Genomic DNA, 19,504 nt, shown 5'->3' with positions numbered 1-19,504 from the left:
CCTGCGAGGCTAATCGTCTTACCCGAGCCCATGAACAAGCCGGTGCCAATTGCGCCACCAATGGCAATAAGTTGGATGTGACGGTTAGTTAAATTGCGCTGTAGCGACTGTTCAGCCGGAGCTTCAGCTATGTCAGCTACTTTTATCTGATCAACCATGTTGTTTTTTCCTGTACCTGTCTGTGTTGTGTTCAGGCTCTTCTGGCCTTTATTAAAATTGTAGAGATGTGATGTTGTTCCGGGGAACGCAAAGATAGTAGGTAAATATTTAGGGGATGAATACTAATAGCGAAGATTATTGTTAATTTATTGTTTGAAGTGAGTGTGAAATCGCTTTCATAGCGAGAATTACTTCACAAAAATAGGTGAAAGGCAGGCAAAAACCAGATTAAATCACGTTAACTTTGTTAACGGACAAATAAAAAACCCCACCGCAGTGGGGTCATTTGAACGCTTACAGAATTTCCAGCAGTTCAACTTCAAAAACCAGCGTGCTGTATGGAGGAATAGACGCACCTGCGCCACGCTCGCCATAAGCCAGGTTATGAGGAATAGTCAGTTCCCACTTTGAGCCAACTGGCATCAGAGTCAGAGCTTCAATCCAACCAGCAATAACGCCGCTTACCGGGAAATCAGCAGGTTCGCCACGTTGTACGGAGCTGTCGAACACGGAGCCATCAATCAATTTACCGGTGTAATGCACACGAACGTGATCTTTACGTGCCGGGATTGGGCCAGTGCCTTGGGTCAGAACGCGGAATTGCAGACCAGATTCGGTGCTGCTCACGCCTTCTTTGCTGCTGTTTTCTTGCAGGTATTTCTGACCTTCAACAGCCATTTCTTTCTGGCGTTCCTGGCGAACGGCATCAGCACGCTCGTGGACTTCACGCAGGGCGCGATGAACCACGTCAACTGGAACTGCCGGAGCATTCCCTTCCAGCGCATCACGCAGACCAGCTACCAGCGCTTCTGGCAGCAGACCTTGCAGACCAGATTCACTGAGTTGTTGACCTACTTGTAAACCAATACCGTAACTTGCTTGCGCTTCGACGCTGTCAAAAGAAGGGGTCGTCATGGGTTTTCCTTTATGTGTTTAAAAGCAAGCCCGCAGCATAGCAGCGTCAATCTATCGGGTAAAATGCAAAAGCGGCAAAGGTGACAAATGCAGGTGATACAGGAACAATGGTTTGAATGAGCGCCGAAGGGTGGTGGCGTGTTCGGAGCAGATGACGGGTAGAACGTCACATAAACCGGTATTGTTCAATGCATCAAATAGTTAGCGTTCTATAATGAAAAGGGTAAATTACAGAACATATTGTGTAAATATGAGGAGTGTTGCCGATGCGATTCGCTGTTAAACCCTGGTTTGCGCAGATTTGGCACGCACCCGACAACATCCGGCTGATGGACCCTCTGCCGGCCATTCATCGCCGTGGCATTATCATTGCGGCACTGGTCGTCGTGGTAGGTTTCCTGTGGCCAACGCCTGATGAACCACACCGTCCGGTCACACGTGATGCACAGCTCTCCATTGAATCACAATCCCCTATACGTGCCAGGCTGGTAAATCCACCGGTTAGTACGGCTCCTGCCACTCCTGTCGAACCATCACGTGTTGAAGAACAGCCTCAGGCCGAAGTACAGTCGCCCGCTCCTCCTGCCAATAATGATATTGACCAGCAATGGCGTTCGTACCGTGTAGAGTCCGGGCAAACCATGGCGCAACTGTTCCGCGATCATAATTTACCGCCAGCTGATGTCTATTCAATGGCGCAGGTCGAAGGGAGCAATAAACCGTTAAGTACTTTGCAAACCGGGCAGATGGTGCAGGTTCGCCAGAATGCGAATGGCGTGGTGACGGGACTGACAATTGATATCGGAAACGATCAGCAGGTGCTGTTTACGCGCCAACCGGATGGTAGTTTCGTGCGAGCTCGCTGATTTTATCTGTCCTTTACTCTAAATAATTCGAGTTTCAGGTAGGCGGCAAGGGAGTGACCCCCCTGGAGCTTACTAAAGTAAGTGACTGGGGTGAGCGAGTGCGGCCAACAACCCTGCAACTCGAATGATGAAGAGTAAAATGCAAAACGCCGGCACTAGGCCGGCGTCTTAACGTGTATACCTTAGCGAAAATTACGCTTCAGCAACTACGTTTACGATCAGTTTAGCGAATACTTCGCCGTGAACTTGGAAGTCCACTTCGTGCTCACCAGCGATACGCAGAACGCCGTTCGGTAAACGAACTTCGCTCTTAGCCACTTCAACGCCAGCTGCAGTTACAGCGTCAGCGATGTCACGGGTACCGATGGAACCGAACAGTTTACCTTCGTCGCCAGCTTTAGACGCGATAGTAACAGTTTCGAGTGCGTTGATCTTCGCAGCGCGAGCTTCAGCAGCAGCCAGAACGTCAGCTAATTTAGCTTCCAGTTCTGCACGGCGTGCTTCGAAGAATTCAACGTTTTTCTTAGTAGCAGGAACAGCTTTGCCCTGTGGTACCAAGAAGTTACGAGCATAACCCGCTTTAACGTTAACCTGATCACCCAGGCTACCCAGGTTTGCTACTTTATCAAGCAGAATAACTTGCATTACCTTATCCTCTCAAAGTCGTTAATGGACAGTGGCCGATTACTGATGACGATCAGTATATGGCAACAAAGAAAGGTAACGAGCGCGCTTGATGCAGCGAGCCAACTGACGCTGGTATTTTGCACGAGTACCGGTAATACGGCTCGGGACAATTTTACCACTTTCAGTGATGTAGTTTTTCAGTGTAGCGATATCTTTATAATCAATCTCTACAACGCCTTCCGCTGTGAAACGGCAGAACTTGCGACGACGGAAATAACGTGCCATTAGGCTAGTCTCCAGAATCTATCAATTCAATCTGCTCGGCATGCAATACCACTTTGTTCAGACCATTTTTTGCCTGATGGCAACTAATGAAACCGTGAACTGTAAGTACCGTGCCGACCGTTATACTGTGAGTAATGGCTGAGTGTGCGTGCCCGCTAATAATAACTGGCATACGGCACCACGCCTGCCGATCTAAACCGGCTTCCTCTTGCACAGAACGGTGCTCAAGCACGAACTGGCAATGAGGAATTCCTGACGGGCTAACCTTGCGAAGAGGCGTCTTGCACACTGTGCCAGACAAAACCAAGCGGTTGACCGTCATTGGAAATTACTCTTCAGAATCCCCAGCATCTGCATCATCAGCAGTTTCGCTAGCGAAGTCATCGCGACGATCACGACGTTCGTCTTTAGCTTTAACCATTGGTGAAGCTTCAGTTACCGCGTGCTTAGTACGCATAACCATGCTACGGATAACGGCGTCGTTGAAGCGGAAGTTAGTTTCCAGCTCATCGATCACTTCCTGCGGAGCTTCAACGTTCAGCAGAACGTAGTGTGCTTTGTGCAGTTTGTTGATCGGGTAAGCCAGCTGACGGCGGCCCCAGTCTTCCAGACGGTGGATCGTACCTTCTGCTGCAGTGATTGCACCAGTGTAACGTTCGATCATACCCGGAACCTGTTCGCTCTGGTCAGGATGGACCATAAAAACGATTTCGTAATGACGCATCGAATTGCTCCTTACGGATTATTCAGCCTCCTGTCAGGGTCAGCCGCGGCCCATGGAAGCAAGGAACGTGGTTATAAAGGCGGCTGAAAAATTGACGCGTAATCATACAAGCGGAGCCCAACAAACTCAAGGTTATATAGAAATTAATTCTTTTGCATGAAGGATAAAAGTGGAGCGGTGCACTAACTCAGTGAAATCTATAACTTTGACGTAGATCACTTAAATTTTTTGACCAACACCATCAGAAATGGTCGCTTTTTATTCAACATTCTGGGGTTACACTTATTGCTATAGGCCGCCACTATTCATTAACAGGAGCGACGACCACAACTAACACATTAAGTTGTATATCCAGACGACTTCAGGATGCAGTTAACGCCCCTGCATATTGAAGAGTGATGGGTATGGGAGCGGATGATGAAAACTATCGCTTACGCCTTTATAGCGGCACTTTTGCTTAGCTCAACTGCGACAGCCGCGATCAAAATTGACAACCATCAGGCCAAAAATATGGATGATGTAATGAGCTTAGGTGTGATTTATATCAATCATAATTTTGCTACCGAACAAGAGGCCGAAGTCGCGATTAATGACGACGCGGACCAAAATGCGGCAAAGTACTTCCATCCAGTACTGATGAGTAAATCAGAAAGTCACGGAAATATGCGTATCAGTGCTGACATCTACCGGTAACAGAATGCAATGAAGTAATGCGTTAACACCAGGAATACCACAACGACATAGAAAGCCAACGTTTGACTTGCCCCCGCTTGCGGGGGCTTTTTTATTACGCTTTCTCATTCAAAATACAGGGGTGTTGGTTGCGTTCACTCACCCCGGTCACTTACTTTAGTGAGCTCCCGGGGATTCGCTCTCTTGCCGCCTACCTGTATTTCGAATGATCTCGCGTAATACCTGATAACGCTTAACTAACGCTGTCCGTAATAAGCATTTGCACCGTGTTTGCGCTGAAAATGCTTGTCCATTAAATAACTGTCGATAGGTTTTAACTGCGGGTTTATCCCCTGTGCAATCCATGCCATCCGCGCGACTTCTTCCATAACTACCGCGTTATGTACTGCATCCTCAGCCGTTTTTCCCCACGCAAACGGGCCATGTTGGTAAACCACGATCCCCGGCGTATGCAGGGGATCGTTATTACCCAGCGTTTCGATAATCACTTTGCCGGTATTCAACTCATATTCACCCTGCACTTCTTCTAGGGTTAGAGCGCGGGTACAACGAATATCACCAAAAAAGTAATCGGCATGTGTCGTGCCGAGTGCCGGAATACTAAACCCGGCCTGTGCCCAAGCAGTGGCATGAGTAGAATGCGTATGCACTATCCCACCCAGTTCGGGGTAACGCTGATAAAGCGCCAGATGCGTTGCCGTATCGGAAGAAGGACGATATTCCCCTTCAAGCACGATGCCGTTCATGTCCACAACCACCATATCGCTGGCCGTCATTTTGTCATACGCCACGCCGCTCGGTTTAATCACGATGCACTGGCGTTCACGATCGATACCGCTGACGTTTCCCCATGTGAAAGTGACCAGACCATGGCGTGGAAGAGCCATGTTTGCCTCGTAGACCTGTTGTTTAAACTGCTTCATGGCTAGCCTCCAGCAGCCCGGCAGTGGCCATACGCTCCAGTACCCAGTCCCGGGCAGCAATAACTTCCGCTACTGGGTCATCGGCATTTTCACTCCACATTTCAATCAAATACGGCCCACGATAACCACTTTGTTTCAGTGTCGAAAAACAACGCTCAAACTCCACTACACCGCTTCCAAAAGGCACATTCTTAAACACTCCCGGACGGGTGTCTTTTACATGTACAGCAACGATATGCCCGCGCCCTGCTTCCAGCTCCATCTGCACGTCATTATCCCATGCGGATAAATTGCCTATATCCGGATAAAGCTGGAACCACGGATTATTGAGATAATGCGCATAGCCCATCGCCTTGCTGATGGAGTTCATCAGCGGATAATCCATGATCTCCATCGCCAGCGTGACTTGCGCACGGCTCGCCATTTCCACAGCAGCAGTTAAACCTTCACGAAATCGACGGCGTGTTTCGTCATTGGCTTGTTGATAATAGACATCGTATCCCGCCAGTTGAATCACACGGATACCGACATCCTGCGCAAATTTAATGGCTTTGCGCATGATTTCCAGCCCCTGATTGCGCACAGCATCATCTTCGCTACCCAGAGGAAAACGACGATGTGCACTCAAACACATTGAAGGGACACGAACACCTGTATCCGCAACAGCTTGTACCAATGCCAGCCGCTGTTCACTGCTCCAGTCAAGACGCGCCAGGCGTTCGTCAGTTTCATCAATTGACATCTCAACAAAATCGAACGCCAGGCGAGCTGCGAGCGCCAGCCTTACCTGCCAACACTCCCCCGCGGGGAGTGCTTTTTCATAGATGCCTAGAGGAACCTGTTTGTGCAGCATAATGGTTCCTTATCCCCACAGTTGGGCGATGGAACGCTTAAACTGGCGAGCAGCCTCTACAGGATCGGCCGCATCACGAATACTGCGCCCGGCAATAAACACATGAATCGGGATACCTTTAAACAAGGGCAAATCTTCGAGCGCCAGCCCACCCGTTACAGTGACTTTGAAGCCCATATCAGAAAGGCGTTTGATGGCGGTGATATCCGCTTCACTCCAGGCAACACCCGCCGCTTGTGCATCACGGCTGCGGTGATAAACCACTTGTTCAATGCCTGCCATGCGCCACTCTTGTGCTTGTTCCCAGGTCCAGAAACCGGTCAGTTCAATTTGCACATCACCTTTAAATTCACGAGCGACTTCCAGTGCACCTTTGGTGGTGTTGATATCTGCACAACAAATGACGGTGACCCAATCGGCATTGGCTTCAAAACACATGCGCGAGAGGATTTTCCCCGCATCAGCAATTTTGGCATCTGCCAACACGATTTTATGCGGGTAAAGAGCTTTGAGATCACGGACCGCTCGCACACCTTCGCCTACGCAAAGAATGGTACCCACTTCAATAATGTCGACTTCTTCAGCAATCAGTCGCGTGGTTTTATAAGCGTCTGACATCGTCTGGTTATCCAGTGCTACCTGTAACATCGGTAAAGAATGAGACATACCAAGCTCCTTATATGGCCGCGGCCGTAGCGCGGTCGATTAAATCCAGAACATCCTGCTCACTACGGCAGGCACGTAAACGGTCAAAATTGTCCTCGTCTTCAAACAAATTGACGATTTGCATGATGCCCACTTCCTGATGGGTGGTGGCATCAACAGCGGCCATGGTGATAAGAATATCCACCGGGTCGTTATCTTCGTGGTTGAACACCAGCGGCGTTTTCAATGTCACCAGTGCGAAGCCCGTACTTTTCACCCCTTCTTCCGGGCGGCCATGCGGCATAGCAAGCCCCGGCGCAATCACGAAATAAGGGCCAAATTGTGTCACACCGTCGAGAATCGCCTGGTAATAACGCGGTTCAACGACGTCTGCATCCACCAGCAAATCAACCCCGATTTTTACTGCTTCCTGCCAGGTTTCCGCTTCAGCCTGCAAGCGTACAGAATGGTTTTGCGCCAGTGAGTCACGCAGTTTCATGGGCTTTCCTCACTTCATGTCCTGTGGAAAATGAAGGCGAATCACATCCAGCAACTTTGGACCAAAATCGGCGGCAGATAGCATGTTGCGAACACCGACGACATGTTTGTTGCCCGACACGATGATTTCGCCTGCGACATGCGTTGAAGCAATAATGATATCGGCACCACTCAGTTCACTTTTGTACTCGCCAACAGCACAACTATTGACGCTATGGTTCACTCCTTCTTGCGTCAGGAACTGATCCACTTTCATTTTCATAATCATGGAACTGCCTTGCCCACAACCACAAACAGCGAGAATGCGTACGGTCATAATCTCAATTCCTTAATTAGCTGATGATTCTGTCAGTTGTTTTTCGGCGTCTTCTTCCTGACGCAAGGTGCGCCCGGCAAAAAACATGTAAATCAGTGCGATAACGATAACGACACCCATAAACCACAGGCCAAGCGTAAGCCCTTGCATCAACGGCGGAGCCAAAATTGACCAGTCGGCCATCCCCATCCATGCACTCAGTCCGGTAAGTTTGATGGCCCAAACGCAGCCGAAGATTTCAATCATGCCCATCACCAGGCAGATTTTTAGCGCTGCGCGCCAGCCGCCAAAGTGGTTGGCAAACACCCCAATCGTGGCATTAGAGAAAAACATGGGAATGAAGCCTGGGATGATCATGATGGAGGAGCCAAGAGCAATCAGAATACCCACGGCAATAAGCTGACCTATCGTTCCCCAGATAAAGCCCCACACCACAGCATTCGGCGCAAAGCTGTAAATTGCCGCACAGTCGATAGCGAGCACAGCACCTGGGATGAGCCGTTGTGAGATACCGTTGAATGCTTCTGACAGTTCCGCAACGAACATGCGGACACCTTGTACGATGATGAAAATCGCAACGGCGAACTGGAAGCCAGTTTGTAGGATGTAGAGGGTCCAGTGCGTTTTCCCAGCCATCGCCTGCATGACATCAATCCCAAATGAACAAAGAATCACACCGAAGAACAGTGTCATCACTATCGCGGTAGAGACGATGTTGTCATGGAAGATGTTAAGCCAACCGGGTAGGTCAAGATCCTCAACGCTTTCCTCTTTTTTGCCCAAATACGGGGCAATTTTGTAGGCAATCCACGAGGCGAATTGTTGCTGATGACCAATGGAGAAACCGCTGTTTTCAGTAACTGCTTGTGTGGGTTTGAACATCATATTGGAGGTGATTCCCCAATACAGCGACACCAGAACGGCGGTGCAAATAATCGTTGTCCACATTGGGTAGCCGAGGATAAAGAAGAACACCGCAATCAACCCAGCTTGTTGGAACATGATGTGCCCGGTAAGCATGATGGTGCGAATCCCAGTCACTCGCCGCAACAGCACGTAGACAATATTGAGCGCCAGAGCCAGTAAGACGGCGTAACCCACCCAACTATAGGCATCACCCATTCTTTCAATGGTTGCCATCATTGATGCATAGGTATCTGAAATCGCGCCGTTAATCCCGTAGACCTCTGACATTTTTGCCACCACGGGTTTAAAGGTGCCAGTCAAAATCCCGGAACCCGCCTGCAACAACATAAAACCGATAATGGTTTTGATCGTTCCTTTGATGATGACGTTCGCGCTTTTACGCAGCAGCACGTAGCCCAAACAAGTGACAAGCCCTAGTAACAAGGGGGCATTTGTCATTACCTGATTAAAGAAAATGGTAAAGGCGCTGTAGAGGGTCTCCATAAAGCTCTCCGTTGGGGTAGTCGCTCCCTGTTCCCAGTCAGAAAACAGGCGGAAGTTGTGTTCGCACTCACTCTATTCGTCAAATATAATCACAACAAGATTGAATTTGATTATTTGTGAGATGTCCCGCAAATTATTATCCATGGTGATATTGCGGCTAATAATCAACAAAACAGAAAAGACATAAAATAATAAAAATCAATTAATTACATTAAAACAAAAATAACTAACCCAGCTAATTACAGCGACTAAACATCTTAAGACCCGACATACAGCACATAAAAATGTCTTCTCAATGATGATTTTTGATGTCAGTATCAATCATATCAAATCAATATATGATTATTTATGATTTAAAACTGTATTAAATGAGGAGAGATTGAATGAGCAAAGTGGCAACCATTACTCGTGAATCCTGGATACTGAACACCTTCCCGGAATGGGGTAGCTGGCTAAATGAAGAGATTGAACAGGAAGTGGTCGCACCTGGCACCTTTGCTATGTGGTGGTTGGGCTGTACCGGTATTTGGCTAAAATCACAGGGAGAGGCAAATATTTGTGTCGATTTCTGGTGTGGTACAGGTAAACAAAGCCACGGCAACCCGCTGATGAAAGCAGGCCACCAGATGCAACGCATGGCTGGTGTGAAGAAATTACAACCGAACCTGCGTACCACGCCGTTTGTGCTCGATCCTTTTGCTATTCGCAGTATTGATGCGGTTCTTGCCACTCATGATCACAATGATCATATCGACGTGAACGTTGCCGCGGCAGTGATGCAGAACTGTGCCTCTGACGTGCCGTTTATCGGGCCGCAAACTTGCGTTGATATTTGGATTGGCTGGGGTGTACCGCGTGACCGCTGCATTGTGGTGAAACCAGGTGACGTCGTGAAAGTGAAAGATATTGAAATTCATGCACTTGACGCATTCGACCGTACCGCACTGATCACCCTACCTGCGGAAGAAAAAGCGGCTGGCGTGTTACCGGATGGGATGGACGAGCGCGCGGTGAACTATCTGTTTAAAACACCGGGCGGCTCGCTGTATCACAGCGGTGACTCCCATTATTCCAATTACTACGCCAAACATGGTAACGACCATCAGATTGACGTCGCACTGGGTTCGTATGGTGAAAACCCGCGTGGTATTACCGACAAGATGACCAGTTCAGACATTCTACGCATGGCTGAATCCCTGAACACCAAAGTGGTTATCCCATTCCATCATGATATTTGGTCAAACTTCCAGGCCGATCCGCAAGAGATCCGCGTGCTGTGGGAGATGAAAAAAGATCGTCTGAAATATGGCTTTAAGCCATTTATATGGCAAGTGGGTGGTAAATTTACCTGGCCTTTGGATAAAGATCAGTTTGAATACCACTATCCACGTGGATTTGAGGACTGCTTTACACTTGAACCGGATTTACCGTTTAAGTCCTTCCTGTAAGGTTAAGCCGGGTGATTCCCTAACACCGTTCCCTTAAGCCATTGAATTAGTGGAAACACCAGGATTGGGTTCCCGGAGGGACGCCAAACCCGGTGGTCGCCCCGGAGATCTCGTTCTTAAACTAATGGTGTTAGGTGATACCCGGCTTTTTCAGTTTACTCATAGGTATTTCATCCTATTTCAAATATCATCTTTAAAAATCATCTTCCATCGGAAACACGCATGACTGAAGCACAACGCCACCAGATACTGCTCGAACTGCTACAGCAAACAGGGTTTGTTACTGTCGAGCAAGTTATGGAACGTCTCGCCATTTCGCCAGCAACCGCACGACGCGATATCAATAAATTAGATGAAAGTGGCAGACTGAAAAAAGTCCGTAACGGTGCCGAAGCTATCAGCCAGCAACGCCCGCGTTGGTCGCCGATGAACATTCATCTGGCGCAAAACCATGATGAGAAAAGCCGTATTGCCAGTGCGGCCTCAGCCCTGGTAAAACCAGGGGAAAGCGTCGTCATTAACTGTGGCTCAACGGCTTTCCTCCTTGGGCAGCAAATTTGTGGGAAGCCGGTACAGATCATCACCAACTATCTGCCATTAGCAAATTATCTTATCGATCAAGAGCATGAAAGTGTTGTGATCATGGGGGGGCAATACAATCAAAGCCACTCCATTACGCTTGGCCCGCAGGATAACGAAACGTCGCTCTACGCGGGGCACTGGATGTTTACCAGCGGAAAAGGGCTGACAGCAGAAGGTCTTTATAAAACAGACATGCTGACGGCTATGGCAGAACAGAAAATGTTGGGTGTGGTGGGTAAACTGGCGGTGCTAGTCGACAGCACAAAGATTGGTCAGCGTGCCGGAATGCTATTTAGCCGGGCAGAACAAATTGATTTGGTGATTACAGGTAAACAAGCAGACCCTGAAGTCATCAAAAAACTTGAAGAACAGGGTGTGCAAGTCATTCTGGTTTGATCATAAATTTTCGCTAAAGAAGCGGCGAGTTGCCTCGAGGGCGGTGGGTGTAATGCGATGTTTTACGCCCGGTTCGTGTAAACAGGTCATGTGTTTATCCAACCCCTTCTCAATCAGCGCCTGTTGTAAACGCCATGTTTCGGCAGCCGGAACCACATCATCTTCCACGCCGTGCCACAGCATGAGTGGCCGGTTACTGAGACTTTCCAACTGGTGGCTAATGTCATAGTCAGCGAGTGCGTTAAGCGATTCGAGCGCTTCGACTCGAGGTGGGAACAGTGTTTTCCCAAGCGACATGAAATATCCTGATCCCATCAGGCATGCCACACAGCGCACTTGCGGGTAACGCGCCATAATACCTAGAGCGGTCATTCCTCCCATCGAAGCACCGCCCACGGCAACACGATGCTCATCGACGAGATAACGTTCGCCGAGCGCCTGGCGAAGTCGCGAAAACTCATCAATGTTTTGTTTTAGAATCGACCAAAATTGGTAAAGGCGTTCAGTGTCATCACCATTGAAGCGGGAACCATGCTGTTCGGCATCGGGCATAATTACGCGCATTCCGGCCTGAGCCAGTGCTACTGCAAAGTAGCTGTACACCAGTTTGGATGAAGTAAAACCATGATAGAAGAAAACCACCGGTAGTTTGCTCTCTTTTTTCCCGGCAGGTACAGCATGCAGAACTTCGATACCGCCTAACTTTTCAGTGTACATTTCTATCATTGGAATCACTCCGTATCATTGTGTATTCCTTTGTAAGCCAGCATTTACGGCTTATCAAGTCATAGGCTTACAGAAATTATTATTCACTATGAGATCTGCTTAGCGATTTTCATTCGAAAGTGATTAAAAAGCGCGGGGAAGCTAACAAAATGGGAACATTCCCTCTCCCCAGATAAAAACCGCGGCTACACTATGGCTATTAAGAGACGAGAAACGATCATGCGACTGCTATCAGCTTTGTTACTTGCGACCGCACTCAGTGCCTGTAGCGTGTTACAGGGTACGCCGCAACCTGCACCACCGGTAACCGACAGTCCTCAAGAAATTCAGCGTTCGCAAACGCAGGGATTGACCAAAATAGGGACAGTGACAGTACTCGAACGCGGCTCTCCAATGGACTCAGAGCGGGCGATAAAAGAGAAAGCTGTTGCTGCGAAAGCGGATTACTACCAAATCGTATTAAACGATGAGACTGTGGTTCCGGGCCAGTGGTATGCCCAAGCAATTTTGTTTCGCAAGTAATGCCGCACTATGTTTACTTTATTAATATTTACATAGCTTTGCGCCAACTGATCGTTTCTTATGCACAATGAACTTCAGCCAACCGACAGGTCTGGAGTTCACCTAACGTGAAGGAAGGCCCTGCTGATTCAGGGTCAGTTTTAAAGGAGTTAACTATGAAACGAACGCTTGCCTTAACCTCATTACTGCTGTCCGTAGGGCTAATCACAACGTCGGCACAATCGGCAGAGGATGTTGCCGCAGATTGTGTAACGGGTTTGAATGAAATCGGCATGATTTCAGTAAATGGTATCGCCGGTACCGTGCAAGATGTGGAAAAAGTCATTGCCTTAAAGGCTGATGAGCAGGGTGCGTCGTACTATCGCATCGTCAAAATGCAGGAAAACCAGCTTGCTGAAGGCTGGCGTGTACAAGCCATTATCTATGCATAAATAAGCCAGCGGCCATTTAACTGAATTCTATGGCGCTGGCTGTTATATTTTTATCCTGTGCGTCCCGTCGCCCGCAGCAGTACATCCATCAAAACTTGATTCGGTAATACACTTTCCCCTCGCGAGTCCAGCATCATACGGCACCAGGCCTCGCCCAACGGTGGAGAGAGATGTTGTAATACTTGTGCGCCGGTTGCCAGTAATGCCAGCAGTCTGGTGAGTTCCCTGCCCCACTCCTCTTGTGGCTTGTGCAACCGCTGTTGCAATTGCCGCCAGCTACGATCGAAATGCCGGTTTTGCCCCTTCACCTCATCAAATTCAGCATGCAGCATTTCCATAGTACCAGGCTGTTTAGTCAGAACACGCAACACATCCAGGCACATGATATTGCCAGAGCCTTCCCAAATACTGTTCACTGGCATTTCTCGATAGATACGCGGCAGTTCACTGTCTTCGCAATAGCCGATACCCCCTAGCACTTCCATCGCCTCCGCAACAAACGGGATACCTGATTTACAGACGGTAAACTTAGCGGCTGGGGTAAAGAGGCGGGTATACGCCAATTCATGCGGGTTACCAGGTGATTCCCAGGCGCGAGCCAGACGGAATAGAAACGCCGTTTGGCCTTCAAGTTGTAAAGCCATACGTCCAAGAACCTGGCGCATAATGGGTAAATCAATAAGGTTTTTCCCGAAGGCTTGCCGCTGATGTGCGTGATACAACGCAATCGAGAGTGCACGGCGCATCAGGCCATGGCTACCCAACGCGCAATCAAAACGGGTATAGCCGCCCATTTGCAAAATCGAGCGGATCCCCTCGCCTTCTTCGCCGATAAGCCAGGCTGTCGCATCGAAAAACTCAGCTTCACTGCTGGCATTTGAGCGATTACCGAGTTTATCTTTCAGGCGCTCAAAGCGAACCTGATTGCGTTGCCCGTCAGGTAGAAAGCGTGGCATGAAGAAGCAGGACAGCCCACCTTTTGCTTGTGCCAGAATCAAATGCGCATCGCTTTGTGGAACAGAGAAAAACCACTTGTGGCCAACTACGCGATACATTTCACCTGCACCACGTTTGTCGATAGCCTCGGCTCGCGTGGTGTTGCTGAGTACATCCGAGCCCCCCTGCTTTTCAGTCATGCCCATGCCAATCAGCAGGCCACGTTTTTGCGCACCTGGTGCAAGATGCGCATCATAACGGTCACTGAGTAATGGTTTCAGCCACGGCTGAAAATCCTTGGGTAAATGTTTCTGTAACAGAGGGATGGCGCCAAATGTCATGGTTATCGGGCATAACGTGCCTGCTTCCACTTGTGCGTGCTGAACAAAGCGCGCGGCACGGGCGACAAATGAGCCCTGACGAGCATCTTCCTGCCACGGCAAATTGTGTATTCGGTTAGCACACAATCCCTGCATCAACAGATGCCAGGCTGGATAAAAACGCACATCATCGAGCCGTTCACCGCTGGAGTCGTAACGCAGCAATTCTGGAGGATTCAAGTTTGCCAGCCGCCCGAGCTCCAGCGATTCAGCCGAGCCAAGCTGCTGACCAATACTCGCCAGAAGTTCAGCATCCCAGCCGGCACCTTCACGAGCAACGGCTTCGGTTAACGAAATATCAGAAAGAAAAAGGTTACTGTTGTTGAGGGGTATCGGTTGGTTAAAAACGGTGTGAGTTTGCCAGCGCATTGTGTTCCCTCCCATTAATGGCATAACCATTAGTATGGACGGTGACAGCACTTATGCAGGGGGAGGGATCACAAAGCGGGGTGCGAAAGCACCCCACGGAAATCTAACTACGTTGACGTACTGCTTCGAACAGGCAAATACCGGTTGCAACGGAGACGTTCAGTGATGAAACCGTCCCCGCCATTGGGATGCTGATCAGCTCATCACAATGTTCACGCGTCAGACGACGCATACCTTCGCCTTCAGCACCCATCACCAGCGCCATTGGGCCCGTCATTTTGCTCTGGAACAATGTGTGATCGGCTTCGCCAGCAGTACCCACGATCCAAACGTTCGATTCCTGCAATAAACGCATAGTACGTGCCAGGTTGGTTACACTGATAAGTGGTACGTTCTCAGCGGCTCCACAGGCGACTTTTTTCGCCGTTGCGTTCAGCTGTGCAGAGCGGTCTTTCGGGACGATAACTGCATGTACGCCTGCGGCATCGGCACTACGCAGGCAGGCACCGAGGTTGTGCGGGTCGGTCACGCCATCCAGAATAAGCAAGAACGGCGTATCGATGCTGGCAAGCAGGTCTGGAATATCATTTTCCTGGTACTGACGGCCAGGCTTCACGCGAGCAATGATCCCCTGGTGTACAGCACCTTCAGATTTTTCATCCAGCCATTGGCGGTTTGCCAGTTGAACCGGCACCCCCTGGGCTTCCAGCGCATGGATTAAAGGCATCAGACGTTTGTCTTCACGGCCTTTAAGAATAAAAACTTCCCGAAAACGCTGGGGGGCGTTATCAAGTAGCGCCTGGACGGCGTGGATGCCGTAAATCATTTCACTCATTGGTATCACTCGTTTCAGCCGCTGATGCAGCTGTGTTTAATTCTGAAAATGATCGCCCTCACCCCGTCCCTCTCCCAAAGGAGAGGGAGGAAACCAGATTCGATCCCATGCCCTCTCCCTCAGGGAGAAGGCCAGGTTGAGGGTTGTTTTAATTAGCTAGGCTGTTTTTTAGCCGCACGCTTAGCTTTAGTTGCTGCCGCTATTTTACGGGTTTTATCAGAAGGAGTTTTCGCTTTCTTCTCCTTCGTCTCGGCTTTCGCTTTCTTCGGCTTGGCAGGTCCTTTCTCTTTACGGAAAGCACTGTCTGCCTCGAAGTTTACGCGTTTACCACCCTGACGACGTTTTGGTCCGTTGCCATTTGCGCTTTTTTTCGCTCTGTCTTTTTCAGTTTTACCCTCACCACGTGGTGCACGAGTACTGGAGATCAAAGCAAAATCAATCTTACGCTCATCCATATGGACGGCTTCAACACGCACTTCTACGCGATCACCCAGACGATAAGTCTGCCCACCAGATTCGCCAATCAGGCGTTGCCCAATTTGGTCGAAACGGTAGTAGTCATTATCCAGCGACGAAACATGCACCAGACCATCGATGAACAGATCCGTCAGACGAACAAAGAAGCCGAAACCGGTAACGCTGGCGATGATGCCACTAAATGTCTGCCCAACCTGATCCTGCATAAAGTCGCATTTCAGCCAGTCAGCAACATCGCGTGTGGCTTCATCGGCCCGACGTTCCGCCATAGAACAGTGCTGACCCAGTTGCAGCATCTCTTCCATTTCATAGTGCCAGCCGCCAGATTCGGTGCTGTTGCCTTTGTGCCCCTGCTCTTTTGCCAGCAGATACTTAATTGCACGGTGTAGCAGCAAGTCAGGGTAACGGCGGATAGGCGAGGTAAAGTGCGCATAAGATTGCAGCGCAAGGCCGAAGTGACCACGGTTTTCTGGATCGTAAACCGCCTGTTTCATGGAGCGCAGCAGCATCGTTTGCAGCATTTCATGATCCGGACGATCGGCAATCGAGTTCAACAGTTCTGCGTAATCACGTGGTTCTGGTTTTTGCCCACCAGGCAACTCCAGACCCAATTCTGCCAGAACAGAACGGAACGCGGTGATCGCGTCGTTGCTTGGACGATCGTGATCGCGGAACAAAGACGGTTCGTTATGTTTTTCAACAAAACGAGCCGCGGAGATATTTGCGAGGATCATGCACTCTTCGATGAGTTTGTGCGCATCGTTACGTACAGTTTGTTCGACGCGTTCAATGCGGCGCTCGGCATTGAAGATGAACTTCGCTTCTTCACTTTCAAACGAGATACCACCGCGCTGAGCACGGGAAACATCCAGCACTTTATACAGGTTATGCAACTCTTCGATGGGTTCAACCAGCGGGGCATACTGCTCGCGCAATTCCTGATCGCCCTGCAACATGTGCCACACCTTGGTGTAGGTCAGACGTGCATGGGAGCTCATTACCGCTTCGTAGAATTTCGAGCCCGTTAGGCGGCCGGTCGAGGATATCGTCATTTCGCAGACCATACACAGACGATCAACCTGTGGATTCAACGAGCACAAACCGTTGGACAGCACTTCTGGCAGCATCGGGATAACTTGCGATGGGAAGTAAACCGACGTACCACGGTTGCGTGCTTCTTTATCGAGTGCTGTAGGTGGGCGAACGTAATAACTTACGTCAGCAATCGCTACCCACAAACGCCAACCGCCACCACGTTTCTTCTCACAGAACACGGCGTCATCGAAGTCACGCGCATCTTCACCATCGATGGTAACGAGCGGCAGGGAGCGCAAATCAACACGACCGACTTTGGCTTCTTCCGGCACTTGTTCTTTCAAAGAAGCGACTTGTGCTTCAACTTCTGACGGCCAGACGTACGGGATTTCATGAGTACGCAGCGCCATATCCACGGCCATGCCTGTACCCATGTTATCGCCCAGTACTTCAACGATTTTGCCCACGGCTTTGGTGCGGCGAGTCGGACGCTGGGTGAGTTCAACCACAACCACAAAGCCCATGCGCGCGCCCATCAACTCTTCTGGTGGGATAAGAATATCGAAACTCAGACGGCTGTCGTCCGGCACCACAAAACCAATGCCTGCATCGGTAAAGTAGCGGCCAACGATTTGCCCCGTTCTTGGCTCAAGCACACGGACAATACGCGCTTCGCGGCGGCCTTTACGGTCAGCACCCAGCGGTTGAGCGAGCACGATGTCACCGTGCATACAGGTTTTAAGCTGTTCAGAAGAGAGATAAAGATCGTCTTTACGACCTTCAACGCGCAGGAAGCCAAATCCATCACGGTGGCCGATGACTTTACCTTTTAGCAGATCAAGGCGTTCTGGCAGCGCGTAGCATTGACGGCGGGTAAAGACCAACTGACCATCGCGTTCCATGGCACGCAGACGGCGGCGCAACGCTTCTAGTTGTTCTTCACCGCTAATATTGAGTTCTTCAGCCAGTTCGTCACGATTGGCTGGTTTTTCACGTTTGGAGAGATGAGCGAGAATAAACTCCCGGCTTGGGATCGGGTTATCGTATTTTTCGGCTTCTCGTTCCTGAAAAGGATCTTTTGACATTGCGGTTCCTCCGTTGTCATTGGCTGGGGGAATCGTGATTTATTCCACCAGCAATAATTTGTAGAGCGGTTGGTTTTGGTCCACCAAATCAGCCAGCGTGTGCTTATCCAGCTCTGTTAAAAAGCTTTGCACCGCCTTGGCCAGTGCCTGTTTCAGGCGACATGCGGGGGTAATATGACAAAACTCACTGCTACAGTTCACCAAAGAAAGCGGTTCCAGCTCGCGCACCACATCGCCGACGCGTATTGATTTCGCCGGTTTACCGAGGCGAATACCACCGTTTTTGCCGCGCACTGCCGTCACGAAGCCAGCACGGCTCAGTTGATTGATGATTTTCACCATATGATTACGTGACACGCCGTACACCTCTGTAACCTCAGAAATGCTAGTCATCTTTCCTTCTGGCAAAGACGCCATGTAAATCAAAGCACGTAAACCGTAATCAGTAAAACTCGTTAACTGCACATCAACCTCTAGGGTGGGAGGGGAAACGCTTAATATCTGCAAATACTATACCCTAAATAATTCGGGTTGCAGCCAGGCGGCCAGCTCAAGAATCCCCGGGAGCTTACTTTAGTAAGTGACTGGGGTGAGTGAAAGCAGCCAACACCGCTGCAACGTGAAGTATGACGGGTATATATTGATGATAAACCAGCCATATGTTGAGCGGCTAATTTATTTGACCGGGGAAGGCAAAAAAACGGCGAGAAGAAAAGCAAAACGGGGTGTGATGGCCACACCCCGTATCATCATTATGCGTCGAACGGATCGCGCAAAATCATGGTTTCAGAACGATCTGGACCTGTAGAAATAATATCTATAGGAACTTCTGTCAGTTCTTCAATACGTTTGATGTAGTTCAGCGCTGCCTGAGGCAAACCACTACGCTCTTTCACACCAAAGGTCGTTTCGGACCAACCAGGCATAGTTTCGTAGATTGGCTCGATGCCAGCCCAATCGTCCGCAGCCATTGGAGTGGTGGTCACTTCGCGACCATCAGGCATACGGTAACCGACGCAGAGTTTAACTTCTTTCAAGCCGTCCAGTACGTCCAGCTTGGTCAGGCAGAAACCTGACAGGGAGTTGATCTGCACTGCGCGACGCACAGCAACGATGTCCAGCCAGCCAGTACGACGACGACGACCGGTTGTTGCACCGAACTCGTTACCTTGTTTGCACAGGAACTCGCCGATGTCATCAAACAGTTCAGTTGGGAACGGACCTGCACCAACGCGAGTAGAGTACGCTTTAATAATACCCAAGACGTAATCAACATAACGTGGACCAATGCCGGAACCTGTTGCCACGCCACCTGCGGTGGTGTTGGAAGAGGTCACGTATGGATAGGTACCGTGATCGATGTCCAGC

The 19,504-nt window shown here is 49.7% G+C and carries 23 protein-coding genes and 1 pseudogene; 6 read left to right on the top strand and 18 right to left on the bottom strand.

All coding sequences use genetic code 11. The features are described from left to right. Together VJY99_RS09085 and fklB are read right to left on the bottom strand one after the other, a co-directional pair. Positions 1 to 158 (bottom strand): annotated as a pseudogene (locus VJY99_RS09085) (D-serine/D-alanine/glycine transporter); the annotation flags it as partial. A 295-nt stretch (positions 159 to 453) separates the two neighbouring features. Further along, complete coding sequence (gene fklB / locus VJY99_RS09080; protein ID WP_324117731.1) at positions 454 to 1,074, bottom strand: FKBP-type peptidyl-prolyl cis-trans isomerase; 621 nt, start codon at positions 1,072 to 1,074, stop codon at positions 454 to 456. Between the two features lie 260 nt (positions 1,075 to 1,334). Between fklB and VJY99_RS09075 the strand changes: the two genes are divergently transcribed. Beyond that, on the top strand, positions 1,335 to 1,940 hold the full coding sequence (locus tag VJY99_RS09075; RefSeq protein WP_324117730.1) for an OapA family protein: 606 nt from the start codon (positions 1,335 to 1,337) through the stop codon (positions 1,938 to 1,940). A gap of 192 nt (positions 1,941 to 2,132) precedes the next feature. Here VJY99_RS09075 and rplI read toward each other — a convergent pair whose 3' ends face one another. From rplI to rpsF, 4 genes are read right to left on the bottom strand one after another with little or no spacing between them, the layout of a single operon-like run. After that, positions 2,133 to 2,585 carry a 50S ribosomal protein L9 gene (gene rplI, locus VJY99_RS09070; protein WP_324117729.1) on the bottom strand — a complete coding sequence of 151 codons (453 nt, stop codon included), beginning with the start codon at positions 2,583 to 2,585 and terminating at the stop codon, positions 2,133 to 2,135. Positions 2,586 to 2,624: 39 nt separating this feature from the next. Beyond that, on the bottom strand, positions 2,625 to 2,852 hold the full coding sequence (rpsR, locus tag VJY99_RS09065; protein WP_002210155.1) for a 30S ribosomal protein S18: 228 nt from the start codon (positions 2,850 to 2,852) through the stop codon (positions 2,625 to 2,627). Positions 2,853 to 2,856: 4 nt separating this feature from the next. After that, complete coding sequence (gene priB / locus VJY99_RS09060) at positions 2,857 to 3,174, bottom strand: primosomal replication protein N (RefSeq protein WP_324117727.1); 318 nt, start codon at positions 3,172 to 3,174, stop codon at positions 2,857 to 2,859. A gap of 6 nt (positions 3,175 to 3,180) precedes the next feature. After that, positions 3,181 to 3,576: a 30S ribosomal protein S6 gene (rpsF, locus tag VJY99_RS09055; RefSeq protein ID WP_034492828.1), complete on the bottom strand. Its 396-nt coding sequence runs from the start codon at positions 3,574 to 3,576 to the stop codon at positions 3,181 to 3,183. Between the two features lie 417 nt (positions 3,577 to 3,993). Here rpsF and VJY99_RS09050 point away from each other — a divergent pair, with 417 nt between their 5' ends. Then, positions 3,994 to 4,269 (top strand): DUF1471 domain-containing protein, encoded by a 276-nt coding sequence (locus tag VJY99_RS09050; RefSeq protein WP_324117726.1) that lies wholly within the window; start codon positions 3,994 to 3,996, stop codon positions 4,267 to 4,269. Positions 4,270 to 4,505: 236 nt separating this feature from the next. Here the strand turns inward: VJY99_RS09050 and VJY99_RS09045 are convergent, their stop codons facing one another. The 6 genes from VJY99_RS09045 to ulaA are packed head-to-tail and all read right to left on the bottom strand — an operon-like array spanning position 4,506 to position 8,914. Beyond that, the gene (locus tag VJY99_RS09045) at positions 4,506 to 5,192 is read right to left on the bottom strand and encodes an L-ribulose-5-phosphate 4-epimerase (RefSeq protein WP_324117725.1); all 687 of its coding nucleotides are present in this window, start codon (positions 5,190 to 5,192) and stop codon (positions 4,506 to 4,508) included. Further along, complete coding sequence (locus tag VJY99_RS09040; RefSeq protein ID WP_324117724.1) at positions 5,179 to 6,045, bottom strand: L-ribulose-5-phosphate 3-epimerase; 867 nt, start codon at positions 6,043 to 6,045, stop codon at positions 5,179 to 5,181. Before VJY99_RS09040 ends, VJY99_RS09045 begins: the two co-directional genes overlap by 14 nt. 9 nt (positions 6,046 to 6,054) lie before the next feature. After that, on the bottom strand, positions 6,055 to 6,711 hold the full coding sequence (locus tag VJY99_RS09035) for a 3-keto-L-gulonate-6-phosphate decarboxylase UlaD (RefSeq protein ID WP_324117723.1): 657 nt from the start codon (positions 6,709 to 6,711) through the stop codon (positions 6,055 to 6,057). Positions 6,712 to 6,721: 10 nt separating this feature from the next. Beyond that, the gene (gene ulaC / locus VJY99_RS09030) at positions 6,722 to 7,189 is read right to left on the bottom strand and encodes a PTS ascorbate transporter subunit IIA (protein WP_324117722.1); all 468 of its coding nucleotides are present in this window, start codon (positions 7,187 to 7,189) and stop codon (positions 6,722 to 6,724) included. Positions 7,190 to 7,198: 9 nt separating this feature from the next. Next, entirely contained in the window at positions 7,199 to 7,504 is a 306-nt protein-coding gene (ulaB, locus tag VJY99_RS09025; RefSeq protein WP_324117721.1) for a PTS ascorbate transporter subunit IIB, read from the bottom strand. Positions 7,505 to 7,516: 12 nt separating this feature from the next. Then, a complete protein-coding gene (gene ulaA / locus VJY99_RS09020) occupies positions 7,517 to 8,914 on the bottom strand; it encodes a PTS ascorbate transporter subunit IIC (RefSeq protein WP_324117720.1) in 1,398 nt (465 codons plus the stop codon). A gap of 383 nt (positions 8,915 to 9,297) precedes the next feature. Between ulaA and ulaG the strand changes: the two genes are divergently transcribed. After that, on the top strand, positions 9,298 to 10,362 hold the full coding sequence (gene ulaG / locus VJY99_RS09015) for an L-ascorbate 6-phosphate lactonase (RefSeq protein WP_324117719.1): 1,065 nt from the start codon (positions 9,298 to 9,300) through the stop codon (positions 10,360 to 10,362). A 222-nt stretch (positions 10,363 to 10,584) separates the two neighbouring features. Then, positions 10,585 to 11,340: an HTH-type transcriptional regulator UlaR gene (gene ulaR, locus VJY99_RS09010; RefSeq protein WP_324117718.1), complete on the top strand. Its 756-nt coding sequence runs from the start codon at positions 10,585 to 10,587 to the stop codon at positions 11,338 to 11,340. Here the strand turns inward: ulaR and yjfP are convergent, their stop codons facing one another. Next, positions 11,341 to 12,066, bottom strand: a complete 726-nt coding sequence (gene yjfP / locus VJY99_RS09005) for an esterase (protein WP_324117717.1) — start codon at positions 12,064 to 12,066, stop codon at positions 11,341 to 11,343. Between the two features lie 192 nt (positions 12,067 to 12,258). Here yjfP and bsmA point away from each other — a divergent pair, with 192 nt between their 5' ends. Beyond that, positions 12,259 to 12,588: a biofilm peroxide resistance protein BsmA gene (gene bsmA / locus VJY99_RS09000; protein ID WP_324117716.1), complete on the top strand. Its 330-nt coding sequence runs from the start codon at positions 12,259 to 12,261 to the stop codon at positions 12,586 to 12,588. A gap of 155 nt (positions 12,589 to 12,743) precedes the next feature. Continuing rightward, positions 12,744 to 13,019, top strand: coding sequence for a DUF1471 domain-containing protein (locus VJY99_RS08995; RefSeq protein ID WP_324117715.1), 276 nt, complete (start codon positions 12,744 to 12,746; stop codon positions 13,017 to 13,019). Between the two features lie 50 nt (positions 13,020 to 13,069). On the opposite strand, the gene VJY99_RS08990 is transcribed toward VJY99_RS08995, so the two are convergent. From VJY99_RS08990 to VJY99_RS08970, 5 genes are all read right to left on the bottom strand, one after another. Further along, the gene (locus VJY99_RS08990) at positions 13,070 to 14,704 is read right to left on the bottom strand and encodes an isovaleryl-CoA dehydrogenase (RefSeq protein ID WP_324117714.1); all 1,635 of its coding nucleotides are present in this window, start codon (positions 14,702 to 14,704) and stop codon (positions 13,070 to 13,072) included. 103 nt (positions 14,705 to 14,807) lie between these two features. Next, entirely contained in the window at positions 14,808 to 15,539 is a 732-nt protein-coding gene (rlmB, locus tag VJY99_RS08985; protein WP_324117713.1) for a 23S rRNA (guanosine(2251)-2'-O)-methyltransferase RlmB, read from the bottom strand. 152 nt (positions 15,540 to 15,691) lie between these two features. Beyond that, the gene (gene rnr, locus VJY99_RS08980; RefSeq protein WP_324117712.1) at positions 15,692 to 18,136 is read right to left on the bottom strand and encodes a ribonuclease R; all 2,445 of its coding nucleotides are present in this window, start codon (positions 18,134 to 18,136) and stop codon (positions 15,692 to 15,694) included. 39 nt (positions 18,137 to 18,175) lie between these two features. Further along, positions 18,176 to 18,601, bottom strand: coding sequence for a nitric oxide-sensing transcriptional repressor NsrR (gene nsrR, locus VJY99_RS08975; protein WP_324117711.1), 426 nt, complete (start codon positions 18,599 to 18,601; stop codon positions 18,176 to 18,178). A 287-nt stretch (positions 18,602 to 18,888) separates the two neighbouring features. Next, positions 18,889 to 19,504, bottom strand: a 616-nt coding sequence (locus VJY99_RS08970; protein WP_324117710.1) for an adenylosuccinate synthetase, incomplete at its 5' end; no start/stop codon positions are given.

The sequence above is a fragment of the Buttiauxella sp. genome (assembly GCF_035271705.1).
Classification (GTDB): Bacteria; Pseudomonadota; Gammaproteobacteria; order Enterobacterales; family Enterobacteriaceae; genus Buttiauxella.
Note: the sequence above shows the minus strand (reverse complement) of the source record. Positions and strands in the feature narration are given on the sequence as shown.